We start from the raw sequence: 19,818 nt of genomic DNA on the forward strand, positions 1-19,818 counted from the left end.
GACGGCCAACTAGGTGGTCGATTCGGCCAACCACATGGTTCAAGTGGCCGAGCGTGACACCATCGCAGGCAATGACGGTGACCAGGAGTCCGGCGGGTATTCGCTACGCGTTCGCGGTAGCGCGCGACGCCGACGTGCCGTTCCAACGACTGCTCGCCGGAACCCACTGGACCGAGAACGGGGTCGTGGCCGCCGGCTATCGCATCGATCAGGACGATGAGTTCGTCTTGACCGCCAACCTTGCCCGCGAACTCGGCGACCCATTGGCTGCGGGGATCCGCGTCGGATCGCAGTTCACCGTCGGCGATCTGGGCATCTGGGGTTACGCACTGCTGTCCAGTGCCAATGCAAGGGAGGCGCTGGCGGTCGCACTGGCTTACGCGACGTTGTCGCCGACAGTGTTCAACCCCCAGTCGGTTCAGGTCGGCGACGTGACGATCGTGCTGCTGCGGTACGAACATCTGCCCGTCGACGTCCGCGAATACTATGCGGCGCGCGATCTTTCAGCCTTACCGTTGCTACTGCGGATGTCCGGGTTGGCCACGGCTCCGCTGACGGTGGAGGTCCCCTTCGACGGGGAGCAGGGCGAGCGACTGCGTGCCGCACTGCGTCCGTTCGACGTGGAAACCGGTGCGGCGCAATACCGTTTCCGCATTCCCACCGGTGCTTTGGCGCTGCGGCTGCCGACCGCCGACCCGATCACCCGCGCCGCGTGCGCGCGGGAATGCGAACGCCTGGTGCACACCCTGGAGTCAGCGCCCACACTGTCGGCCACTGTGCGGTCGCGGTTCGCGCAGAGCCCGGAGTCCATGCCCACGATCGAGGAGTTGGCTGCCGAACTGCACATGAGTACCCGCACGCTGCGGCGTCAACTCGACCACGAGCACACGTCGTACCGGGAGCTGCGCAACGACGTCGCGCACACCCTGGCCGTCGAATTGCTCAGTGTTGTAGGACTATCGGTCAACGAGGTGGCGCGCCGGCTGGGTTACAGCGACACCACGGCGTTCTCACACGCGTTCCGGCGCTGGACGGGCAAGCCGGCCAGCGATTTCCGGTCCGGCGCTCAGTACCGCAGCGAGTCGGTGAGCACCCGCACCCGCGCATTCGGGTGAGTCGCCGCGTGCAGTGGATGCAGCAGCAACGGGTGGCGGCAATGAGGGCAGGACGCCTGCGGCTGCCTCGTCGACGCTGTGGTCAGGTGATGGCACGCGGAGCAATGCACCACGTGGAACCGGCCCATCCAGTTGAGCAAGCCGAGGTAGATCGCCAGCGTCGCGGCCGAAGCGACCACGAAGATCAGCGCAACGGTGAGAACCTCGTAGACCGTCATATCCGGTACCTCCAACCGCAAGTGAGAACACCTGGCGGACGCTTTAACGGTACGCCGCGGGCCGGGGTCGTGCGGTCGCGTTGACGCGTTGGATCAACCCCAACCGACCCTGCTGACAGATCGCGATTCGACGGAATTTCGCGATCTGTCAGCAGGCTCGGCGAAGGTATGAACGACGACGCCGCGGGCTCAGTTCTTGCGGGCGCGCTTGTAGATCTTTTCGAGCTCCTTGCCGCGGATGCCCATCAACTCGGCCTTACGGACTTTGTGCAGAACAAGCGGGCATTTTTTGCACCTGGGCTTGCTGCGACAACACTTTTTCTTCGGTTTTATGTCGAGCAGCTTGCTGGCCTTCAAGTGACCTGTCTCTCCCGTTTTCGCGTTTGAGTACCCGCACTGCGACACTTACCGGCGTGGATTTTCGGAATGTCGCCATTGTTGCGCACGTCGATCACGGGAAGACGACCCTGGTCGATGCGATGCTGCGACAGTCCGGCGCGCTTTCTCACCGCGGAGATGATGCCATCGAGCGATTGATGGACTCGGGGGACCTGGAGAAGGAAAAGGGCATCACCATCCTGGCGAAGAACACTGCGGTCCATCGTCACCACCCCGACGGCAACATGACTGTCATCAACGTCATCGACACCCCGGGTCACGCCGACTTCGGCGGTGAGGTCGAGCGCGGGCTGTCCATGGTCGACGGGGTGCTGCTGCTGGTCGACGCGTCCGAGGGCCCGCTGCCGCAGACCCGCTTCGTGCTGCGCAAGGCGCTCGCCGCGCACCTGCCGGTGATTCTGGTGGTCAACAAGACCGACCGGCCGGACGCGCGCATCGCCGAAGTGGTTTCCGACAGCCACGATCTACTGCTCGATGTCGCCTCCGACCTTGACGAGGAGGCCCAGAAGGCCGCCGAGGACGCGCTCGGCCTGCCCACGCTGTATGCGTCGGGCCGGGCGGGGATCGCCAGCACCGTCGAACCCGCCAACGGCGAAAACCCCGAGGGCGAGAACCTCGACCCGTTGTTCGACGTGCTGCTCGAGCACATTCCGCCGCCCAAGGGCGATCCCGAGGCTCCGCTGCAAGCTCTGGTGACCAACCTCGACGCGTCGGCGTTCCTCGGTCGCCTCGCGCTCATCCGGATCTACAAGGGCCGAATCAAGAAGGGGCAGCAGGTCGCCTGGATGCGCGAGGTCGACGGCCATCCCGTCATCACCAACGCCAAAATCACCGAACTGCTCGTGACCGAGGGCGTGGAAAGAACCTCCACCGACGAGGCCATCGCGGGCGACATCGTGGCCGTCGCCGGCATCCCGGAGATCATGATCGGCGACACGCTCGCCGACATCGAGCACGCGCACGCCCTACCGCGCATCACCGTCGACGAGCCCGCAATCTCGGTGACCATCGGCACCAACACCTCACCGCTGGCGGGCAAGGTGTCCGGGCACAAGCTCACCGCCCGAATGGTCAAGTCGCGCCTGGACACCGAACTGGTCGGCAACGTGTCGATCAAGGTCGTCGACATCGACCGGCCCGACGCGTGGGAGGTGCAGGGCCGAGGCGAGCTCGCACTGGCCGTCCTCGTCGAGCAGATGCGCCGCGAAGGCTTCGAGCTCACCGTGGGCAAGCCGCAGGTGGTCACCCAGACGATCGACGGCAAGCTGCACGAGCCGTTCGAGGCGATGACGATCGACTGTCCCGACGAGTTCGTCGGCGCCATCACCCAGTTGATGGCCGGCCGCAAGGGTCGCATGGAGGAGATGACCAACCACGCCGCCGGGTGGGTGCGGATGGACTTCATCGTGCCCAGCCGCGGTCTGATCGGATTCCGCACCGACTTCCTGACGCTGACCCGCGGCACCGGCATCGCCAACGCCGTGTTCGACGGCTACCGGCCGTGGGCGGGGGAGATCAAGGCGCGCCACACCGGGTCGTTGGTGTCGGACCGGTCCGGCTCGATCACGCCGTTCGCCATGATTCAGCTGGCCGACCGCGGTCAGTTCTTCGTCGAACCGGGCCAGGACACCTACGAGGGTCAGGTGGTCGGCATCAACCCGCGCGCCGAGGATCTCGACGTGAACGTGACCCGCGAGAAGAAGCTGACCAACATGCGGTCATCGACGGCCGACGTCATCGAGACGCTGGCCCGACCGCTGGAGCTGACGCTCGAACAGGCGATGGAGTTCTGCGCCGAGGACGAGTGCGTGGAGGTCACGCCCGAGGTGGTCCGCGTGCGCAAGGTCGAGTTGGATGCGACGATGCGCGCCCGCGCGAAGGCCCGCGCCAAAGCCCGCGGCTAGCGGCTGCCGATACCCTGAACGACGTGCCGAGGCCAGTACGCGTCATAGTCGCGATATCCGCGCTGATGACGCTGATATCCGGCTGCACCGTCAGCCCGCCGCCGGCGCCGCAGAGCACCGACACCACAGAGACGACGGCTGCGCCTCCGCCGAAGGCGTCACAGATCATCATGGCCATCGACTGGATCGGTCCGGGCTTCAATCCGCACCTGCTGGCCGATCAATCGCCGGTGAACGCCGCCATCAGTTCTCTGGTGCTGCCCAGTTCCTTCCGGCCGGTGCCGGATCCGAACACCCCGGCCGGATCGCGGTGGGTACTCGACACCACGCTGCTGGAGTCGGCCGAAGTCACCAGTGAGAATCCGTTCACCGTCACGTACAAGATCCGCCCCGAGGCGTCGTGGACCGACAACGCCCCGATCGGCGCCGACGACTTCTGGTACCTGTGGCAGCAGATGGTGAGCCAGCCCGGGGTGGTCGACCCCGCCGGCTATGACCTCATCACCGGAGTGCAATCGATCGAGGGCGGCAAGACCGCGGTGGTGACCTTCTCACAGCCGTATCCAGCCTGGCGTGAGTTGTTCAACAACATCCTGCCCGCCCACATCGTCAAGGACATCCCCGGCGGATTCGCCGCGGGCCTGGCGCGCACCCTGCCCGTGACCGGCGGTCAGTTTCGGGTCGAGAACATCGACCCCCAACGCGACGAGATCCTGCTGGCCCGCAATGACCGCTTCTGGAGCGCGCCCGCCAAACCCGACCTGATCCTGTTGCGCCGCGGCGGTGACGCGGCCGCGCTGGCCGACTCGATCCGCAACGGGGACACGCAGGTGGCCCAGGTACACGGCGGTGCGGCCACTTTCGCTCAACTGTCGGCGATTCCGGATGTCCGGACCGCGCGGATCGTCACGCCGCGCGTCATGCAGTTGTCGCTGCGGGGGCAACAACCCGCACTCGCGGATACCCAAGTGCGCAAGGCGATCTTCGGTCTCCTGGACGTCGACCTGCTCGCCGCGGTCGGTGCGGGCGACGACAATACGGTGACGTTGGCGCAGGCGCAGGTGCGGTCTCCGTCCGATCCCGGCTACGTCCCGACAGCGCCGCCCGCGATCTCCAAAGAGGATGCGCTCGCTCTGCTCGTCGACGCCGGGTATGTGGTGGAGCCCGTCGCAACGCCGGCACCTCCGACACCGGGCACGCCCACCCCCGACAACGATCGCGGCCGCATCATCAAGGACGGTGAGCCGCTGTCGCTGGTGCTCGGTGTCGCCGCCAACGATCCGACATCGGTCGCGGTCGCCAACACGGCCGCTGACCAATTGCGCAACGTGGGCATTGAGGCGTCCGTATCGGCGCTCGATCCGGTCGCACTTTACGGGGATGCGCTGACGAACAATCGCGTCGACGCCGTGGTCGGCTGGCATCAGGCCGGCGGTGACCTCGCCACCTCGCTCGCATCGCGGTACGGCTGCCGTGCGCTCGAGGCCACCGCGGTGGCGACGGCCGCGCCCGATACTCCTGATCCGCCGGCCCCACCAACCTCGGATAAACCGGAGACCCCGAAGCCGACGTCGACCACGACCCCCACCGCGCCGACGACATCGGCCCCGACCACGACAGCGACATCGACCACCCCCGCGAGCCCCGCGCCGGAATCCGGCGAACTGGTCCAGGCGCCAAGCAATATCACCGGTATCTGCGACCGCAGCCTGCAGCCGAAGATCGACGCGGCGCTCGACGGACGGGAGCCTATCGACGCCGTGATCACCGCCGTCGAACCGCGACTGTGGAACATGTCGACGGTGCTGCCGATCCTGCAGGACACCACGATCGTCGCAGCCGGCCCGAGCGTGCAGAACGTCAAGCTGTCCGGTGCGGTACCGATCGGCATCGTCGGCGATGCCGGAACGTGGGTGAAAACCCGTCAGTGAGAGGGCAATGCGGCCTGGTGGCGTTCGCGCATCAACCGCAGTCCGTGCGCGGCATACGCGGCGATGGCGAACACGAACAGGAACCAATACGGCGGGTGCGCCAGTTCCCACACGAACAGGGCCGCAAAGAGCGGTGACTTTTGCGTGATCGCCAAGACTCCGGCCGCACACGTCAGCGCCAGCGCCGACACGTGGATCTCGGTGCCCGCCAGCTGATTGAGCGCAAGAGCCACCACCGATCCGGTGGCAGCACCCGTGGCCAGCGCGGGGGTGAGTAGGCCGCCAACGGCCCCGGCGCGCAGAAACCCGGCTGTCAGAAGCGGTTTCAACAACAGGATCGCGCAGGCGGCTCCGAGCGTCATCCCACTGTCGACGGCCACCGTCAAAATGCTTCGCCCGTTGCCCGGTAGTTCCGGGAACCAGATCGAGCAGATGCCGGTCACCAGACCAGCCGTCGCGATCGTCGGAATCAGGATCCAGGACTTGTACTGCACCTTGGGACGTGCAGCGTCCATCACCCGGTTGAACGCCAGGCCGATGGCGCCGGCCAGCGGCGCGACGGCCAGCGCCAGAAACGCGAACAGATACGACGTCGTCACGTCCGGCCAGTCCAGCGGGTGCTCGAGATGGGTGACGGGCGCGGCGACCGCGACTGCGAGGCTCGACGTAATCAACGCCGTACCCAACACCCGCGGATGCCAGCTGCCGAGCAGGATCTGCGCGGCGAACAACGCTCCGCCCAGCGGCACGCTGTAGACCGCGCCCAACCCGGCGCCGGCCGCGCAGGCGAGCAGAATCTCGCGGTCTCGCGCCGTGAGCGACAGCCGCGAGGTGCCGAAATCGCCGAATGCAGCGGACAATTGGCGCGGTGCGCCTTCGCGACCGAGCGACGCACCCGCGCCGACGAGCAACACTTGCAGGAACGCGTCGATGGACATCGCAATTCGGGGTATCGGCCGGTGCGCCTTGATGGTCCCGGCCAACGGCGGAACGGTGGTCCGCCGTCGCAGCATCCACCATCCCAAGCCGGCGAGCGCACCGCCGATCATCGGACCGACCGCGCGTCGAACCGGGCTGCTGCCGCCGACGCCGGACAGCAGCGTGCCGAACGAGTAGTGGTACGTCAGATGTTCGATGGCGTGTAACAGCAGCGTGGTGGCCGCGCCCGCGACACCTGCGAGCAGGCCGACGATGATGATCGCGCATATGAATTCGACTGAGCGGCGCGACACCAGCTGAATCTAACCGCCGATCATCGTGCAAGCTGTGTCAATGGAGTGCCCGCGGCTGCTGTTCGTTCATGCGCATCCCGACGACGAGACGTTGACGACAGGCGCGACCATCGCGCATTACGTCGCGCGCGGCGCGCGGGTGCAGGTGGTTACGTGCACGCTTGGCGAGGAGGGCGAGGTGATCGGCGACCGGTGGGCGCACCTAGCCGTCGACAACGCCGACCAACTCGGCGGGTTCCGCATCGGTGAGCTGACTGCGGCGCTGCGGGCGCTCGGCGTCGACGAGCCGGTGTTCCTCGGCGGTGCGGGTCGCTGGCGCGACTCGGGGATGGAAGGTACGCCGGCCCGGCACCATCAGCGGTTCGTCGACGCCGATCCCGCGGAGTCGGTGGGTGCACTGGTGGCGATCATCCGTGAGCTGCGCCCTCACGTCGTAGTCACCTATGACCCGAACGGCGGCTACGGGCATCCCGACCACATCCACACCCACGACGTGACGATGGCGGCGGTTGCGGCGTCGCCGGGCAACGAATATCTGGGCGAGCCGTGGACCGTGCCGAAGGTGTACTGGACCGTCCTGTCGACGACCGCGATCGCCGAGGGACTGAACGCGCTCGACGACGAGGTGCCCGACGAATGGATCCGGGTGTCGATCGACGATGTGTCGTTCGGCCATCCCGACGAGGCGATCGACGCGATCATCGACGTCCCCGACCAACTGCCTGCCAAGGTGGCCGCGCTGCGGGCGCACGCCACGCAGGTCACCGTCGCGCCCAACGACCGGTCGCTGGCGCTGTCGAACAACATCGCGTTGCCGGTCGGCGCCGTCGAGCACTACATCCTGGTGTCGGGCGAAGCGGGTCCCGGAGACCATCGCGGATGGGAAACCGATCTGCTCGCGGGCCTGAACCTCGAATAGCGAGGGCACAACGGGGTAAGCTCCCCGACAACTCGCGTGTGTGGAAGGGACGACCATGGACCCGGATCTGGATCCGAACCTGCAGCACTGGCAGGACCGGCTCGACAACTTTCAGTGGGTCATCGGTTCGATCGCCAGCGTCATCGATAGCATCCCGACCTGACCTCGTCCCCACCCAGCGCTGACTATCCGCGAATCACTGTTCTGACGCTGCTCGCCATCGACGGTGTCCTCTGCGCGCTCCTGGCGTCGTTCTTTCTCCCGACCTACATCGGCACATGGCCGTTTCCGATCAGCGCACTGATCGGTGGCCTGGTGAACGCGGCCCTGGTGTGGGCCGCGCTGCATTGGACCTCCTCGCCGAGGACGGCGGCATTACCGCTGTTCACCTGGCTGGTGACGGTGGCGGTGCTGTCGTTGGGCGGCCCCGGCGACGACATCGTCTACGGCGGCGCCGGGCTGATGGCGTACGGCACCCTGCTGCTGATCATCCTTGGCACGCTGCCCCCCGCTGCGGTGCTGTGGCGTCATGTGAACGCCTGAGCTCCTATTCGGTGGCAGGCCCGTTCCGACGGCAGCGTGCCGACTGGGTCAATAGGCGGACTAATGTGACCGATATGTCAGGCGCCCATGTTTCAGAATGTGAGACGCGCGGATGATCTTCGACGGACGTGGGGTTACACGGGAGTGGCTCTGAACCCCCAGCACGGCGCCGACCTGCCCAGCCCGGTGGTCCCACCGAGATCCGGCACGCCGAGTCCCGCCAGCCTGCGTCGCGTACTGCGCCGAGCCCGCGACGGGGTGGCGCTCAACACGGAGGAAGCCGCGATCGCGATGACCGCGCGCGGCGACGACCTCGCGGACCTGTGTGCCAGTGCGGCCCGCGTTCGCGATGCGGGGCTGGAGGCCGCCGACCGCCGCGGCGCAGGCGGACGGTTGCCGGTGAGCTATTCGCGCAAAGTGTTCATCCCCGTCACCCACCTGTGCCGCGACACGTGCCACTACTGCACGTTTGTCACCGTTCCCGGCAAGCTGCGCGCGCAGGGCGTCGGCATGTACATGGAGCCCGACGAGATCCTCGAGGTGGCGCGTCGCGGTGCCGAATTGGGTTGCAAGGAAGCCCTGTTCACGCTCGGCGACCGGCCCGAGGCGCGGTGGGAAGAGGCCAGGCAGTGGCTCGACGAGCGCGGCTACGACTCGACGTTGGATTACGTCAGGGCAATGGCGATCCGCGTATTGGAGGAGACCGGGCTGCTGCCGCACCTGAACCCCGGCGTGATGAGCTGGTCGGAGCTCTCCCGGCTCAAGCCGGTGGCGCCGTCGATGGGCATGATGCTCGAGACCACCTCGCGACGGCTGTTCGAGACCAAGGGCCTCGCCCATTTCGGCAGTCCCGACAAAGACCCGGAGGTCCGGCTGCGCACGCTCGCCGACGCGGGCCGCCTTTCCATTCCGTTCACCACGGGGCTTCTGGTCGGGATCGGAGAGACGCTTCAAGAGCGCGCCGACACCATTCATGCGATCCGTCGATCGCACAAGGAGTTCGGACACGTTCAGGAAGTGATCGTGCAGAACTTCCGCGCCAAGGACCACACCGCGATGGCGGCGAAGCCGGATGCGGGCTTTGAGGACTTCGTGGCGACGGTCGCTGTCACGCGTCTGGTGATGGGACCCAAGGTCCGTATCCAGGCGCCGCCGAACCTGGTGTCGCGGTCCGAGTGCCTGGCGCTGATCGGCGCGGGGGTCGACGACTGGGGTGGCGTTTCGCCGCTGACTCCTGACCACGTCAATCCCGAGCGGCCCTGGCCCGCGCTCGACGAGTTGTCCGCCGTGACCGCGGAGGCCGGCTACGACCTGGTGCAGCGATTGACGGCACAGCCGCAGTACGTGCAGGCTGGCGCGGCGTGGATCGATCCGCGGGTACGCGGCCATGTCGACGCACTGGCCGACCCGGACACCGGTCTGGCTCGCGACGTCAATCCCGTCGGCAGGCCGTGGCAGGAACCCGATGAGGCCTGGGAATCCCTTGGCCGCACCGATCTTCACGCCGCCATCGACTCCTCGGGCCGGCTCACCGAGACGCGCAGCGATCTGGGCAGTGCGTTCGGCGATTGGGAATCCATCCGCGAGAAGGTGCACGAGCTCGCGGCCCAAGCGCCTGAGCGCATCGACACCGATGTGCTGGCGGCGTTGCGCTCGGCCGAGCGCGATCCGGCCGGATTGTCCGACGACGAGTATCTGGCGCTGGCGATGGCAGACGGTCCGGCGATGGATGCCGTTGCAGCACTGGCTGATTCGCTGCGGCGGGACGCGGTGGGCGACGACGTGACCTACGTGGTGAACCGCAACATCAACTTCACCAACATCTGCTACACGGGCTGCCGGTTCTGCGCCTTCGCGCAGCGTAAGGGTGACGCGGACGCGTTCTCGCTTTCCGTCGACGAGGTTGCCGACCGAGCGTGGGAGGCGCACGTCGCGGGTGCGACTGAGGTGTGCATGCAGGGCGGTATCGACCCTGAGCTTCCGGTCACCGGCTATGCCGATCTGGTGCGGGCGGTCAAGGCGCGCGTGCCGTCGATGCATGTGCATGCGTTCTCGCCGATGGAGATCGCCAATGGCGTGACCAAGAGCGGGCTTTCGATCCGTGAGTGGCTAACCTCGTTGCGCGAGGCAGGCCTTGGCAGCATTCCCGGTACTGCCGCCGAGATCCTCGACGACGAGGTCCGCTGGGTGCTGACCAAGGGCAAGCTGCCGACGTCGATGTGGGTCGAGGTCGTCAGCACCGCGCACGAGGTCGGGCTGCGATCAAGCTCGACAATGATGTACGGCCACGTCGATTCGCCGCGGCATTGGGTTGGCCACCTTCGCGTACTGCGTGAGATTCAGGACCGCACCGGCGGATTCACCGAATTCGTCCCTCTGCCGTTCGTGCATCAAAGCTCACCGCTGTACCTCGCGGGCGGCGCGCGGCCCGGTCCCACGCACCGCGACAACCGCGCCGTGCATGCGCTGGCGCGGATCATGCTGCACGGCAGGATCTCCAACATTCAGACCAGCTGGGTCAAGCTCGGCACCGAGCGCACTCAGGTGATGCTCAACGGCGGCGCCAACGATCTCGGCGGCACGCTGATGGAGGAGACCATCTCGCGGATGGCCGGATCGGAGTTCGGCTCGGCCAAGAGCGTCGAGGAGCTCACCTCGATCGCCGAGGGTATCGGGCGCCCGGCACGACAACGTTCCACAACGTACGCGCCGTTGGCTGCCTGACGGTCGTTCCCGCGATGCAACGAACCGCGGGGAAATATATCCGGACTGAGGTCCGTTTATCCCTACGAAGGTGCCGGGGAGTCCGGCGCTCCGTAGAGGAAGAGATTCACGACATGACCACTGCCACTGGGGCCACCGGAACCGCCCAGCTCGCGACCGGTACCTGGGCCATCGATCCCGTCCACTCCACCATCGGGTTCTCCGTACGCCACCTCATGGTGAGCAAGGTGCGAGGCACCTTCGACACGTTCAGCGGCGCGATCGTCGTCGCCGAGGACGGCACACCGTCGGTGACCGCCGAGATCGTCGTCGACTCGATCAACACCCGCAACGAACAGCGCGACGCCCACGTCCGGTCTGCCGACTTCTTCAACACCGAGCAGTATCCGACCGCCACCTTCACCTCGACCGGAGTCCGGTCCAACGGCGACGACTACCTCGTCGATGGCGACTTCACCCTCAAAGGTGTGACCAAGCCGGTCACCCTGGAACTGGGCTTCAACGGCGTCAACCCCGGTATGGGACACGGCGAGGTCGCCGGGTTCGAGGCGTCGGTGGTGCTGAACCGCAAGGACTTCGGCATCGACATCGACATGCCATTGGAAACCGGTGGCACCGTCGTCGGCGACAAGATCACCATCACGCTGGAGATCGAAGCACTCCGTCAGGCATAACCCCCGCACAACGAACTAGCGCGTCTGCAGGCCGATTCCTGCAGGCGCGCTAGCTGTGTTCCGGGCTAAATGTCCAGGCAGCTGCTCCCGCCGTCGCTGGCCGGGATGTCGATGTTCTTCGCCGAGAACTGGGCAACCACACCGCTGTTCGTGACCTCGAGTGAATCCACGCGGAGGTTGTACTTGTTGTTGGTGAGGTCGCTCGTCATCTCGTCGAGCTTGGACTGCAGGTCTTCCTGAGGAAGGTCCAGGTCGCCGCCGAGCGTGAAGCCGTCGGGCTGAATCTCCAGCTTGATGCCGCCGTCAGCGGTGGTCTCCGGCTTGACCGCGATGGTGCTGTCGAACATTCCGTGCAGGGTGACGATCCCGGTCGACGGATCGGTCTCGACACTCGTCACGACCTCGTCCGTCGAGATCCAGTCGGACAGGAAACTCAAGAAGCTGTCCTCGAGGTACTCGTCGATGGCCTCCTTGAGGGCGGTGTTGGCGGATTGCCGCATCCCTTCGGACGTCCAATCGACGGTCGCGTTGATCGCGCCGATGGTGCCGCGGTCGTTCGCGCCGCCGTTCAGGTCGAGGTCGTCGACCGCGATATCCGCGGTGACCCCGTCAACGCCGCGGATGGGTCCATCGGTGGCGATCGTGAATCCGGAGTACTTGTCATCGAAGTACTGCATGAGAACCGGTGGCGAGGTCTCGAACGTCACGTCGACGGAGCCCTCGGAACCCTCGATGAAGCATGCGGCGGCCGACTTGATCTTGTCGACGGCGACGGTGCGTGCGTAGAACTCGGCGCCGAGCACACCGGCGGCGGCGGTCGCGAGAACGATCACGAGGATCAAGACGATCGCGAGCGGACCGCGACCGCGCTTGCGTTTTGCGGGCGGCTGCGCCGGGGGAGCCGGCGGCTGAACCGGGGGAGCCGGTGGAGCCGGCGGCTGGAACTGCGGGGCCGGCCGCATGGCATAGCTCTGAGTTGGTGCGGAATGGATTGCGGAATGGAACTGCGCCGGCCGCATCGGATGGTCCTGAGTGGGCGCGGAATGGAACTGCGGTCCGTGCGCCGGGGCGAACCTGTTCTGTGCGTACATGGGGTGGTTCATGTGGTGGTCTCCGTGTGGTCAATCGCGACGAGGTGGTCGTGGCATTGACGGAAAGACTGTCCGGAGGCGCTTGGAGAATCCTTAATGGATTTGGTGGCGGCCCGGACTAGAGACGGGCGGCCAGCTCGGTGCCCTGCTTGATCGCCCGCTTGGCGTCGAGTTCGGCGGCCTCGGCCGCACCGCCGATGACGTGCGGCCGGATGCCCTGCGAGCGCAACGCGTCCTCGAGATCGCGCACCGGCTCCTGGCCGGCGCAGATCACCACGTTGTCGACATCGAGCACCCTGGGGTTGGACCTATCGGACCCGAAGCTGATGTGCAGGCCGTGGTCGTCGATGCGCTCGTAGTTCACCCCGGACAGCTGTTGGACTCCTTTGGCCTTCAGCGCGGCCCTGTGTACCCAGCCCGACGTCTTGCCGAGCCCCTTGCCCTGCGGCCCTTTTGTGCGCTGCAGCAGGTACACCTCGCGGGCCGACGGAGCGGGAATCGGTGTCGTCAGCGCACCGCGGGTCTCTTGCGGGTCCGCTGCGCCCCATTCGGCCTTCCACTCCTTGAGGTTCAACGTGAGTGATTCGTCGGTGACGAGGAACTCGCTGACATCGAAACCGATGCCACCCGCACCGATGACCGCCACCGCCTTTCCGACCGGCGAACCGCTGATGGCTTCGGCGTAGGACAGCACCATCGGATGGTCGATGCCGGGGATGTCGGGCATGCGCGGCGAGACCCCGGTCGCCAGCACCACCTCGTCGAAACCCGCGAGTTCTTCGGCGCTCGCCCGCGTGCGCAGCCGGACGTCGACGTCGTACTTGTCGAGCATGCGGTTGTAGTAGCGCAGCGTCTCGCTGAACTCCTCTTTGCCGGGAATCCTTCGCGCCAAATCGAATTGACCGCCGACGGCGTCACCCGCCTCGAACAGCGTCACCCGATGACCGCGCTGTGCCGCGCTGACGGCGGTAGCCAGTCCCGCGGGCCCGGCGCCGACCACCGCGATGCGTTTGGCGCGTCGCGTCGGGCCGAGCACCAGCGTCGTCTCGTGACCGGCGCGGGGGTTCAGCAGGCACGAGACGGTCTTGTGCACGAACGCGTGATCCAGGCAGGCCTGATTGCACGCGATGCACGTGTTGATCTCGTCGGCGGCATCGGCCTCGGCCTTGCGCACCCAGTCCGGATCCGACAACAGCGGACGCGCCATCGAGATCAGCTGGACGTGCCCCTCGGCGAGGATCTGTTCGGCGGCCTGCGGCATGTTGATCCGGTTCGATGCCACCACCGGAACGCTGACGTGCTCGGCCATCGCGTTACTGATGTCGACGAACGCACTGTTGGGGACCGAGGTGACGATCGTCGGCACCCGCGCCTCGTGCCAGCCGATGCCGGTGTTGATGATCGTCGCGCCCGCGGCCTCGACTTCCTTTGCCAGCGCGACGATTTCGTCCCAGCTCTGGCCGTCTTCGACGTAGTCGGCCATGGACATCCGGTAGCAGATGATGAAGTCCGCGCCGACGGCCGCGCGGGTGCGGCGCACGATCTCGACGGGGAAGCGCCTGCGATTCTCGGGAGATCCGCCCCACTTGTCTTTGCGCTTGTTGGTTCGCGGTGCCAGGAACTGGTTGAGCAGATAGCCCTCGCTACCCATGATCTCGACACCGTCGTAACCCGCGTCGCGGGCCAGCAGCGCGCAGTTCACGAAATCGTCGATCGTGCCCTCGACGTCGCGCAGTGCGCGCGGCCGGAACGGGTTGATGGGTGCCTTGAGGGCCGATGCACTCACCGACAACGGATGGTAGGCATAGCGTCCCGCATGCAGGATCTGCAGCAGGATCTTGCCGCCCTCGTCGTGAACGGCTCGGGTGATCGTGCGATGCCTGCGGGCGTCCGAGGACGACAGCATCTGCGCCGCGAACGGCAGCAGCCAGCCCGTTCGGTTCGGCGCGTAGCCACCGGTGATGATGAGCCCGACGCCACCGCGGGCGCGTTCGGCGAAGTAGGCGGCGAGCCGGTCGGTATCGCGGGCACGATCCTCCAGGCCGGTGTGCATAGACCCCATGATGACGCGGTTGCGCAGGATGGTGGAGCCAAGATTCAACGGCGACAACAAGTTCGGATAGCTCACCGGTTCTCCTCCGAGGGCCGCTTGAGCGCGGCGGCGACTTCGTCGAGCCAGTCGATAGCGCTCTCCTCGGCCCGGACGCCACCGCGCAGCACGAGGTACTGGTGCAGGGTGGCACCGCTGAGCGCGCCCGGGTCGGGGAACTGCCGCTTCTCGTACCCGCGGTAGATGTCGAGCAACTCGGCTCGCTCCGCACGCAGCGATGCGACCTGGACGCGTAGCGCATCGACGTCGCCGTGCTCGGCTCCGCGTACTTTGACGGCGAGATCCCGGGTTCGGTTGTCGGCGACGGTGCTGCCGCGTCCCGAAAGTGGTTCGGCGATCCAGCGGGCAAGTTCGCCACGCCCCGCGTCGGACACCGTGTACACCTTTTTGTCCGGCCTGCCCTGCTGACTGACGGGGGTGACGTGCACCCAGCCGTCGTTCTCCATTGCGCGAAGTGTGCGGTAGATCTGCTGGTGGGTCGCCGCCCAGAAGTACCCGATGGACCGGTCGAACCGGCGCGCGAGCTCGTATCCGGAACCGGATTGCTCGCATAGGGCGACGAGGATCGCGTGGGGCAAGGCCACAGGCGCAGCGTAGGTCCGCGATCCTTGATATGCAACTTGTTGCACTGCATCTGTGCGCATAGGGATAACGGGCTCGCGGATGTACTGCTGAGCAGTTGAACAGCATCGTCGAGATGATGGGTGTGGCGGCTGGTCTATGTGTATCTGCGACGTCTAGTATCAGTAACCACGCGCCACCCCTAACCGGGCGGCGCGTGAAAGTTAGGGCACACTGAGACGACCGTCCAGGTATGGACTGCGCATACTTGCGGGAACTCTAGGGCCTTGACCCAAGATGGCAGCCCCATTGGACAGGAGATCGAGGAGCACCTGTGACGTACACGATTGCCGAACCCTGCGTCGACATCAAAGACAAGGCGTGTATCGAGGAATGCCCAGTGGACTGCATCTACGAGGGCGCCCGGCAGCTCTACATCCACCCCGATGAGTGCGTGGACTGTGGTGCCTGCGAGCCAGTGTGCCCGGTGGAGGCCATTTACTACGAGGACGATGTGCCAGACCAGTGGTCCAGCTACACGCAGTACAACGCTGACTTCTTCGCTGAGCTCGGCTCGCCCGGTGGCGCCTCCAAGGTTGGCCAGACCGACAACGATCCGCAGCCGATCAAGGATCTGCCGCCCCAAGGCGAGGACTGATAACGGCTCGTCAGCGGCGCGTATCGGCGTCATTGCCGGTGTTCCCCTGGGACACCCTGGCCGACGTCACCGCGCTCGCCCGGTCACACCCTGACGGCATCGTCGACCTGTCGGTCGGAACCCCCGTCGACGATGTGGCCCCGGTGATCCGTGAGGCGCTGGCCGCGGCCAGTTCCGCCCCGGGCTACCCGACGACCGCGGGCACGCCCGCGTTGCGGGCTTCCGCGGTGGCAGCGCTGCAACGCCGCTACGGCATCACCGGGCTGGCTGACGGCGCGGTGCTCCCGGTGATCGGCACCAAGGAGCTCATCGCGTGGTTGCCGACGCTGCTCGGCCTGTCACCCGATGATCTGGTCGTGGTGCCGGAGCTGGCGTACCCGACCTACGAGGTCGGTGCGCGGCTGGCGGGAACACCGTTCGTGCGTGCGGATTCGCTGACGCAGTTGGGTCCGCGGTCGCCCGCGCTGGTGTATCTGAACTCGCCGAGCAATCCGACGGGCAAGGTGCTCGGCGTCGACCACCTGCGCAAGGTCGTCGGCTGGGCGCGGGAACGCGGAGTTCTCGTCGCCTCCGACGAGTGCTATCTCGGGCTGGGCTGGGACGCCGCGCCCTTGTCGGTGCTGCATCCCGACGTGTGCGACGGCGACCACACCGGGCTGCTGGCCATCCATTCGTTGTCGAAGACGTCGTCGCTGGCCGGGTACCGCGCCGGTTTCGTCGCCGGCGACCCGTCGGTGGTGGCCGAGCTGCTGGCCGTGCGCAAGCACGCGGGCATGATGATGCCGACGCCGATCCAGGCCGCGATGGTCGCCGCGCTCGACGACGATGAGCACGAACGTGAGCAGCGTGAGCGGTACGAGCGGCGCAGGGCGGTGCTCATGCCCGCCCTGCAGGCGGCGGGGCTGACTGTCGACAATTCCGAAGCGGGACTGTATATCTGGGCCACCCGCGGCGAGCCTTGCCGCGACACCGTGGCCTGGCTGGCGCAGCGCGGCATCCTCGTCGCGCCCGGCGAGTTCTACGGTCCTGCCGGTGCGCAGCATGTTCGCGTCGCTCTGACGGCGACGGACGAACGGATAGCCGCCGCTGTGCAACGACTCAAGGATTAGTCAGACGCTGCGTCTGGCCGAACGCATCGATTGGACTCTGCAGGGCAAGGCCGCCGTCGGCGAAAACGGTTTGACCCGTGACCCAAGACATTCCGAGCACCGCGACGATCGCTTCAGCGATGTCGTCGGCCTCGCCGAGACGACCGAGCGAGGTCCGTTCGGTGAGGCCCTCCACCCACCCGGGTAGCTGTTCGGGCCGGGCGAGCATCGGGGTTCGCGTGACGCCGGGACCGACGGCGTTGACGCGGATGCCGTGTGCGCCCCACTCGGCCGCCGCCACCCGTACCAGCATGTCGACACCGGCCTTCGATACGCAGTACGCCCCCATCGCCCTGTCGGCGACCGTTCCGCTGATGCTCGACACGGCGACGATCGACCCGCCGCGGCCGGCATCGATCATCACGCGGGCGACGGCGCGCATCGTCAGCCAGGTGCCGGTGAGGTTGGTATCGAGTACCCGCCGCCAGCCATCGAGATCCTGGTCCAACAGCGTGTCGCTGGCGCCGATCCCTGCGCATGCGACGAGCTGATCCGGCACGCCGCGTTCGGCGACGGTTTGTTCGACTGCTGCCGACACCGAGTCGGGATCACTGATGTCGCAGTCGATATCGCCGTTCGTTCGGTCCCAGACCACGACGTCGACACCCGCGCCGCGTAACCGTGTGGCGGTTGCGCTACCGATGCCGGACCCGCCGCCGGTGACGATGGTTGTCATCGCGGTGAGCCGATCAACTCGACCGTGACACCGTCGGGCGCGGTGATGACCGCCATGTCTACCGACATGTGGTTGGGCGCAGGAACCGAGATCCTGCGCACGCCTTCGGTGAAACCGAGTTCGGCCAGACCTGTCAAGGTCACCTCGACCTCCCGCTCCAGGGACAGCAGAAAAAATCCGGCGCGGGGCTTATCCGATGGTGGCGCCGCCTCCTGTGCACCGTCGAACATGACCAACTCGAGGATCCCGGTCTCCGGATGCTCCGGATCGGCGAGGAACACCGACCGTAGACGATCGGTGTCGGCGCCGAACAGCGTCGGCCAGTCACCCTGGAACTCGATGTCGAACAGTTCGGTCAGACCCAACCCGTCCTGCCAGAACCGCCTGGAGCGTCCGACGTCGGTGGTGACTATTGCCGAATGGTGGATTCCTCGCACGAGCCTGCTTCCTCTTGACGCTGACCGTTGAATGACTGACAGGTGAATTGATCGAGGTCGACCTCGGCGAGGCGCGCGGCCAATTCCGCTCCGTGGTAGGGAAATTGGGTGACGACCTTGCCGCTCTCGTGGCTGAAGTAGTTGCTGCATCCAGCGAGCCAGACCGTTCCAGCGAGTGCCGCCTGGATCTCACTGTTGTAGACGTCGTGGACCTGCTGCCGGACGTCGACGGCCTGCACCCCGCTGGTCACCATCGCATCCAGCAGGCGTCTTACGAACACGGTTTGCACCTCGAGGATGTAGATGATCGATTGAACGCCGTTGGTGTTGGGGCCATAGAGAGTGAACAGGTTCGGATAGCCCGGCACCGCGGTGCCCAGATACGCCTCGGCGCCGTCACACCAGTCGTCATGAAGCCTGCGGCCGCCGCGCCCGTAGACCTCGAGACTGCCGAGGTAGTCGGCCGCCCGGAAACCTGTTCCGTAGATGACGGTGTCGACTTCGTGTTCCGCACCGTCGGCCGTGCGCAGGCCCCGTTCGGTGAACTCCTCGATAGGGCTGGTCTCCAACCGCACATTGGGACGTTCAAATGTCGGAAACCAGTTCTGGGAGAAGAGCGGTCGCTTACAGCCGACGGGGTGAGACGGCGTGAGCTTGGCGCGAAGATCGGGATCCTTCACGCTGTCGACGACGAACTGGCTGACGAACTTGGTCAACTCTTTCGTCATGTTGGAATCGATACCGAAGTCACCCGACTCGTAGGCCGCGAACGCCGCATCCCGGACCTTCTGCGCTGCCGCTGGGTCACGCTCGAACAGCTCTTGCTGTTCGGCGGTGAACGGTTCGTCGTAGCGCGGCCCGACCCAGGTGGGCGAGCGTTGGAACACCGTCAGCTGCGCGGCCTCGGCGGCGATCTCCGGTACGTACTGGATGGCGCTGGCACCGGTGCCGATCGAGGCGACACGTTCGCCCGCAGTTGATTTCGCGTGATCCCATTCAGATGAATGGAAGATACGTCCGCGGAATTGCTCGGTGCCGGGGATGTCCGGAGTGTGGGGTTTGTCGAGCATGCCCACCGCGCTCACCACGACATCGAATTCGAGCCTGTCGCCGTCGCTGGTCGTCACCGTCCATCGCCGGTCGGAGTCCGACCACCTCAGCTCGGCCACGCGGGTCCGTGCGCGAAGGTGGTCGCCGAGGCCGTAGTCGGCGGCGATACGTTCGAGGTAGGCGAGGATCTCCGGCTGGTTGGCAAATGTCTTGCTCCAGTACGGATTCATCGCGAAGGAGAACGAGTAGAGGTGCGACGGTACGTCACACGCCGCGCCCGGATAGGTGTTGTTCCGCCAGGTGCCGCCGAACCCGTCACCCCGTTCGAAGATGGTGAAGTCGTAACCACCGGACCGCAATTGGACTCCTGCGGCGATGCCGCCGGGTCCGGCGCCGATGACGGCGACCGTCGGCTTACTGTTCATCGG

General features: G+C 66.3%; 18 protein-coding genes. 10 read left to right on the top strand and 8 right to left on the bottom strand.

The annotated features are described in order from the left end of the window. Positions 1-71: 71 nt before the first annotated feature. The gene (locus ACIA48_RS24905; protein ID WP_396737883.1) at positions 72-1,115 is read left to right on the top strand and encodes a helix-turn-helix domain-containing protein; all 1,044 of its coding nucleotides are present in this window, start codon (positions 72-74) and stop codon (positions 1,113-1,115) included. On the opposite strand, the gene ACIA48_RS24910 is transcribed toward ACIA48_RS24905, so the two are convergent. Then, entirely contained in the window at positions 1,067-1,333 is a 267-nt protein-coding gene (locus ACIA48_RS24910; RefSeq protein WP_396737885.1) for a hypothetical protein, read from the bottom strand. The genes ACIA48_RS24905 and ACIA48_RS24910 overlap by 49 nt on opposite strands. Positions 1,334-1,501: 168 nt before the next feature. On the opposite strand from ACIA48_RS24910, the gene ACIA48_RS24915 reads away from it, so the two are divergent. The 3 genes from ACIA48_RS24915 (at position 1,502) to ACIA48_RS24925 (ending at position 5,567) form a co-directional block, all read left to right on the top strand. After that, on the top strand, positions 1,502-1,720 hold the full coding sequence (locus ACIA48_RS24915) for a hypothetical protein (protein ID WP_396738501.1): 219 nt from the start codon (positions 1,502-1,504) through the stop codon (positions 1,718-1,720). Positions 1,721-1,746: 26 nt separating this feature from the next. Next, positions 1,747-3,636 carry a translational GTPase TypA gene (typA, locus tag ACIA48_RS24920; protein WP_396737887.1) on the top strand — a complete coding sequence of 630 codons (1,890 nt, stop codon included), beginning with the start codon at positions 1,747-1,749 and terminating at the stop codon, positions 3,634-3,636. Positions 3,637-3,701: 65 nt separating this feature from the next. Further along, on the top strand, positions 3,702-5,567 hold the full coding sequence (locus tag ACIA48_RS24925) for an ABC transporter family substrate-binding protein (RefSeq protein WP_396738472.1): 1,866 nt from the start codon (positions 3,702-3,704) through the stop codon (positions 5,565-5,567). On the opposite strand, the gene ACIA48_RS24930 is transcribed toward ACIA48_RS24925, so the two are convergent. Continuing rightward, positions 5,561-6,799, bottom strand: coding sequence for a chloride channel protein (locus tag ACIA48_RS24930; RefSeq protein WP_396737890.1), 1,239 nt, complete (start codon positions 6,797-6,799; stop codon positions 5,561-5,563). The genes ACIA48_RS24925 and ACIA48_RS24930 overlap by 7 nt on opposite strands. 40 nt (positions 6,800-6,839) lie before the next feature. Here ACIA48_RS24930 and mshB point away from each other — a divergent pair, with 40 nt between their 5' ends. From mshB to ACIA48_RS24950, 4 genes are all read left to right on the top strand, one after another. After that, entirely contained in the window at positions 6,840-7,718 is an 879-nt protein-coding gene (gene mshB / locus ACIA48_RS24935) for an N-acetyl-1-D-myo-inositol-2-amino-2-deoxy-alpha-D-glucopyranoside deacetylase (RefSeq protein WP_396737893.1), read from the top strand. A gap of 159 nt (positions 7,719-7,877) precedes the next feature. After that, a complete protein-coding gene (locus ACIA48_RS24940; protein ID WP_396738474.1) occupies positions 7,878-8,261 on the top strand; it encodes a hypothetical protein in 384 nt (127 codons plus the stop codon). 144 nt (positions 8,262-8,405) lie between these two features. Next, a complete protein-coding gene (locus ACIA48_RS24945; protein WP_396738475.1) occupies positions 8,406-10,985 on the top strand; it encodes a bifunctional FO biosynthesis protein CofGH in 2,580 nt (859 codons plus the stop codon). Between the two features lie 113 nt (positions 10,986-11,098). Then, positions 11,099-11,659, top strand: coding sequence for a YceI family protein (locus tag ACIA48_RS24950; RefSeq protein WP_396737896.1), 561 nt, complete (start codon positions 11,099-11,101; stop codon positions 11,657-11,659). 65 nt (positions 11,660-11,724) lie between these two features. Here the strand turns inward: ACIA48_RS24950 and ACIA48_RS24955 are convergent, their stop codons facing one another. The 3 genes from ACIA48_RS24955 to ACIA48_RS24965 all read right to left on the bottom strand — a co-directional run bounded on the left by ACIA48_RS24955 (position 11,725) and on the right by ACIA48_RS24965 (position 15,444). After that, entirely contained in the window at positions 11,725-12,762 is a 1,038-nt protein-coding gene (locus ACIA48_RS24955; RefSeq protein WP_396737898.1) for an LmeA family phospholipid-binding protein, read from the bottom strand. A gap of 106 nt (positions 12,763-12,868) precedes the next feature. Then, positions 12,869-14,878, bottom strand: a complete 2,010-nt coding sequence (locus tag ACIA48_RS24960) for an FAD-dependent oxidoreductase (RefSeq protein ID WP_396737901.1) — start codon at positions 14,876-14,878, stop codon at positions 12,869-12,871. Then, a complete protein-coding gene (locus tag ACIA48_RS24965) occupies positions 14,875-15,444 on the bottom strand; it encodes a PadR family transcriptional regulator (RefSeq protein ID WP_396737904.1) in 570 nt (189 codons plus the stop codon). The genes ACIA48_RS24960 and ACIA48_RS24965 overlap by 4 nt, the downstream gene beginning before the upstream one ends. 311 nt (positions 15,445-15,755) lie before the next feature. On the opposite strand from ACIA48_RS24965, the gene fdxA reads away from it, so the two are divergent. Both fdxA and dapC read left to right on the top strand, forming a co-directional pair. Beyond that, positions 15,756-16,079 (top strand): ferredoxin, encoded by a 324-nt coding sequence (gene fdxA, locus ACIA48_RS24970; RefSeq protein WP_396737906.1) that lies wholly within the window; start codon positions 15,756-15,758, stop codon positions 16,077-16,079. Next, entirely contained in the window at positions 16,079-17,188 is a 1,110-nt protein-coding gene (dapC, locus tag ACIA48_RS24975) for a succinyldiaminopimelate transaminase (RefSeq protein WP_396738477.1), read from the top strand. Before fdxA ends, dapC begins: the two co-directional genes overlap by 1 nt. On the opposite strand, the gene ACIA48_RS24980 is transcribed toward dapC, so the two are convergent. The 3 genes from ACIA48_RS24980 to ACIA48_RS24990 are packed head-to-tail and all read right to left on the bottom strand — an operon-like array spanning position 17,178 to position 19,815. Continuing rightward, positions 17,178-17,903, bottom strand: coding sequence for an SDR family NAD(P)-dependent oxidoreductase (locus ACIA48_RS24980; protein WP_396737909.1), 726 nt, complete (start codon positions 17,901-17,903; stop codon positions 17,178-17,180). The two genes, dapC and ACIA48_RS24980, sit on opposite strands and share 11 nt — an antisense overlap. Then, positions 17,900-18,340, bottom strand: coding sequence for a VOC family protein (locus ACIA48_RS24985; protein WP_396737912.1), 441 nt, complete (start codon positions 18,338-18,340; stop codon positions 17,900-17,902). The genes ACIA48_RS24980 and ACIA48_RS24985 overlap by 4 nt, the downstream gene beginning before the upstream one ends. Continuing rightward, complete coding sequence (locus tag ACIA48_RS24990; protein ID WP_396737915.1) at positions 18,313-19,815, bottom strand: flavin-containing monooxygenase; 1,503 nt, start codon at positions 19,813-19,815, stop codon at positions 18,313-18,315. The genes ACIA48_RS24985 and ACIA48_RS24990 overlap by 28 nt, the downstream gene beginning before the upstream one ends. Positions 19,816-19,818 lie beyond the last annotated feature (3 nt).

Source organism: Mycobacterium sp. NPDC051804, from assembly GCF_044452905.1.
Lineage (GTDB): Bacteria > Actinomycetota > Actinomycetes > Mycobacteriales > Mycobacteriaceae > Mycobacterium.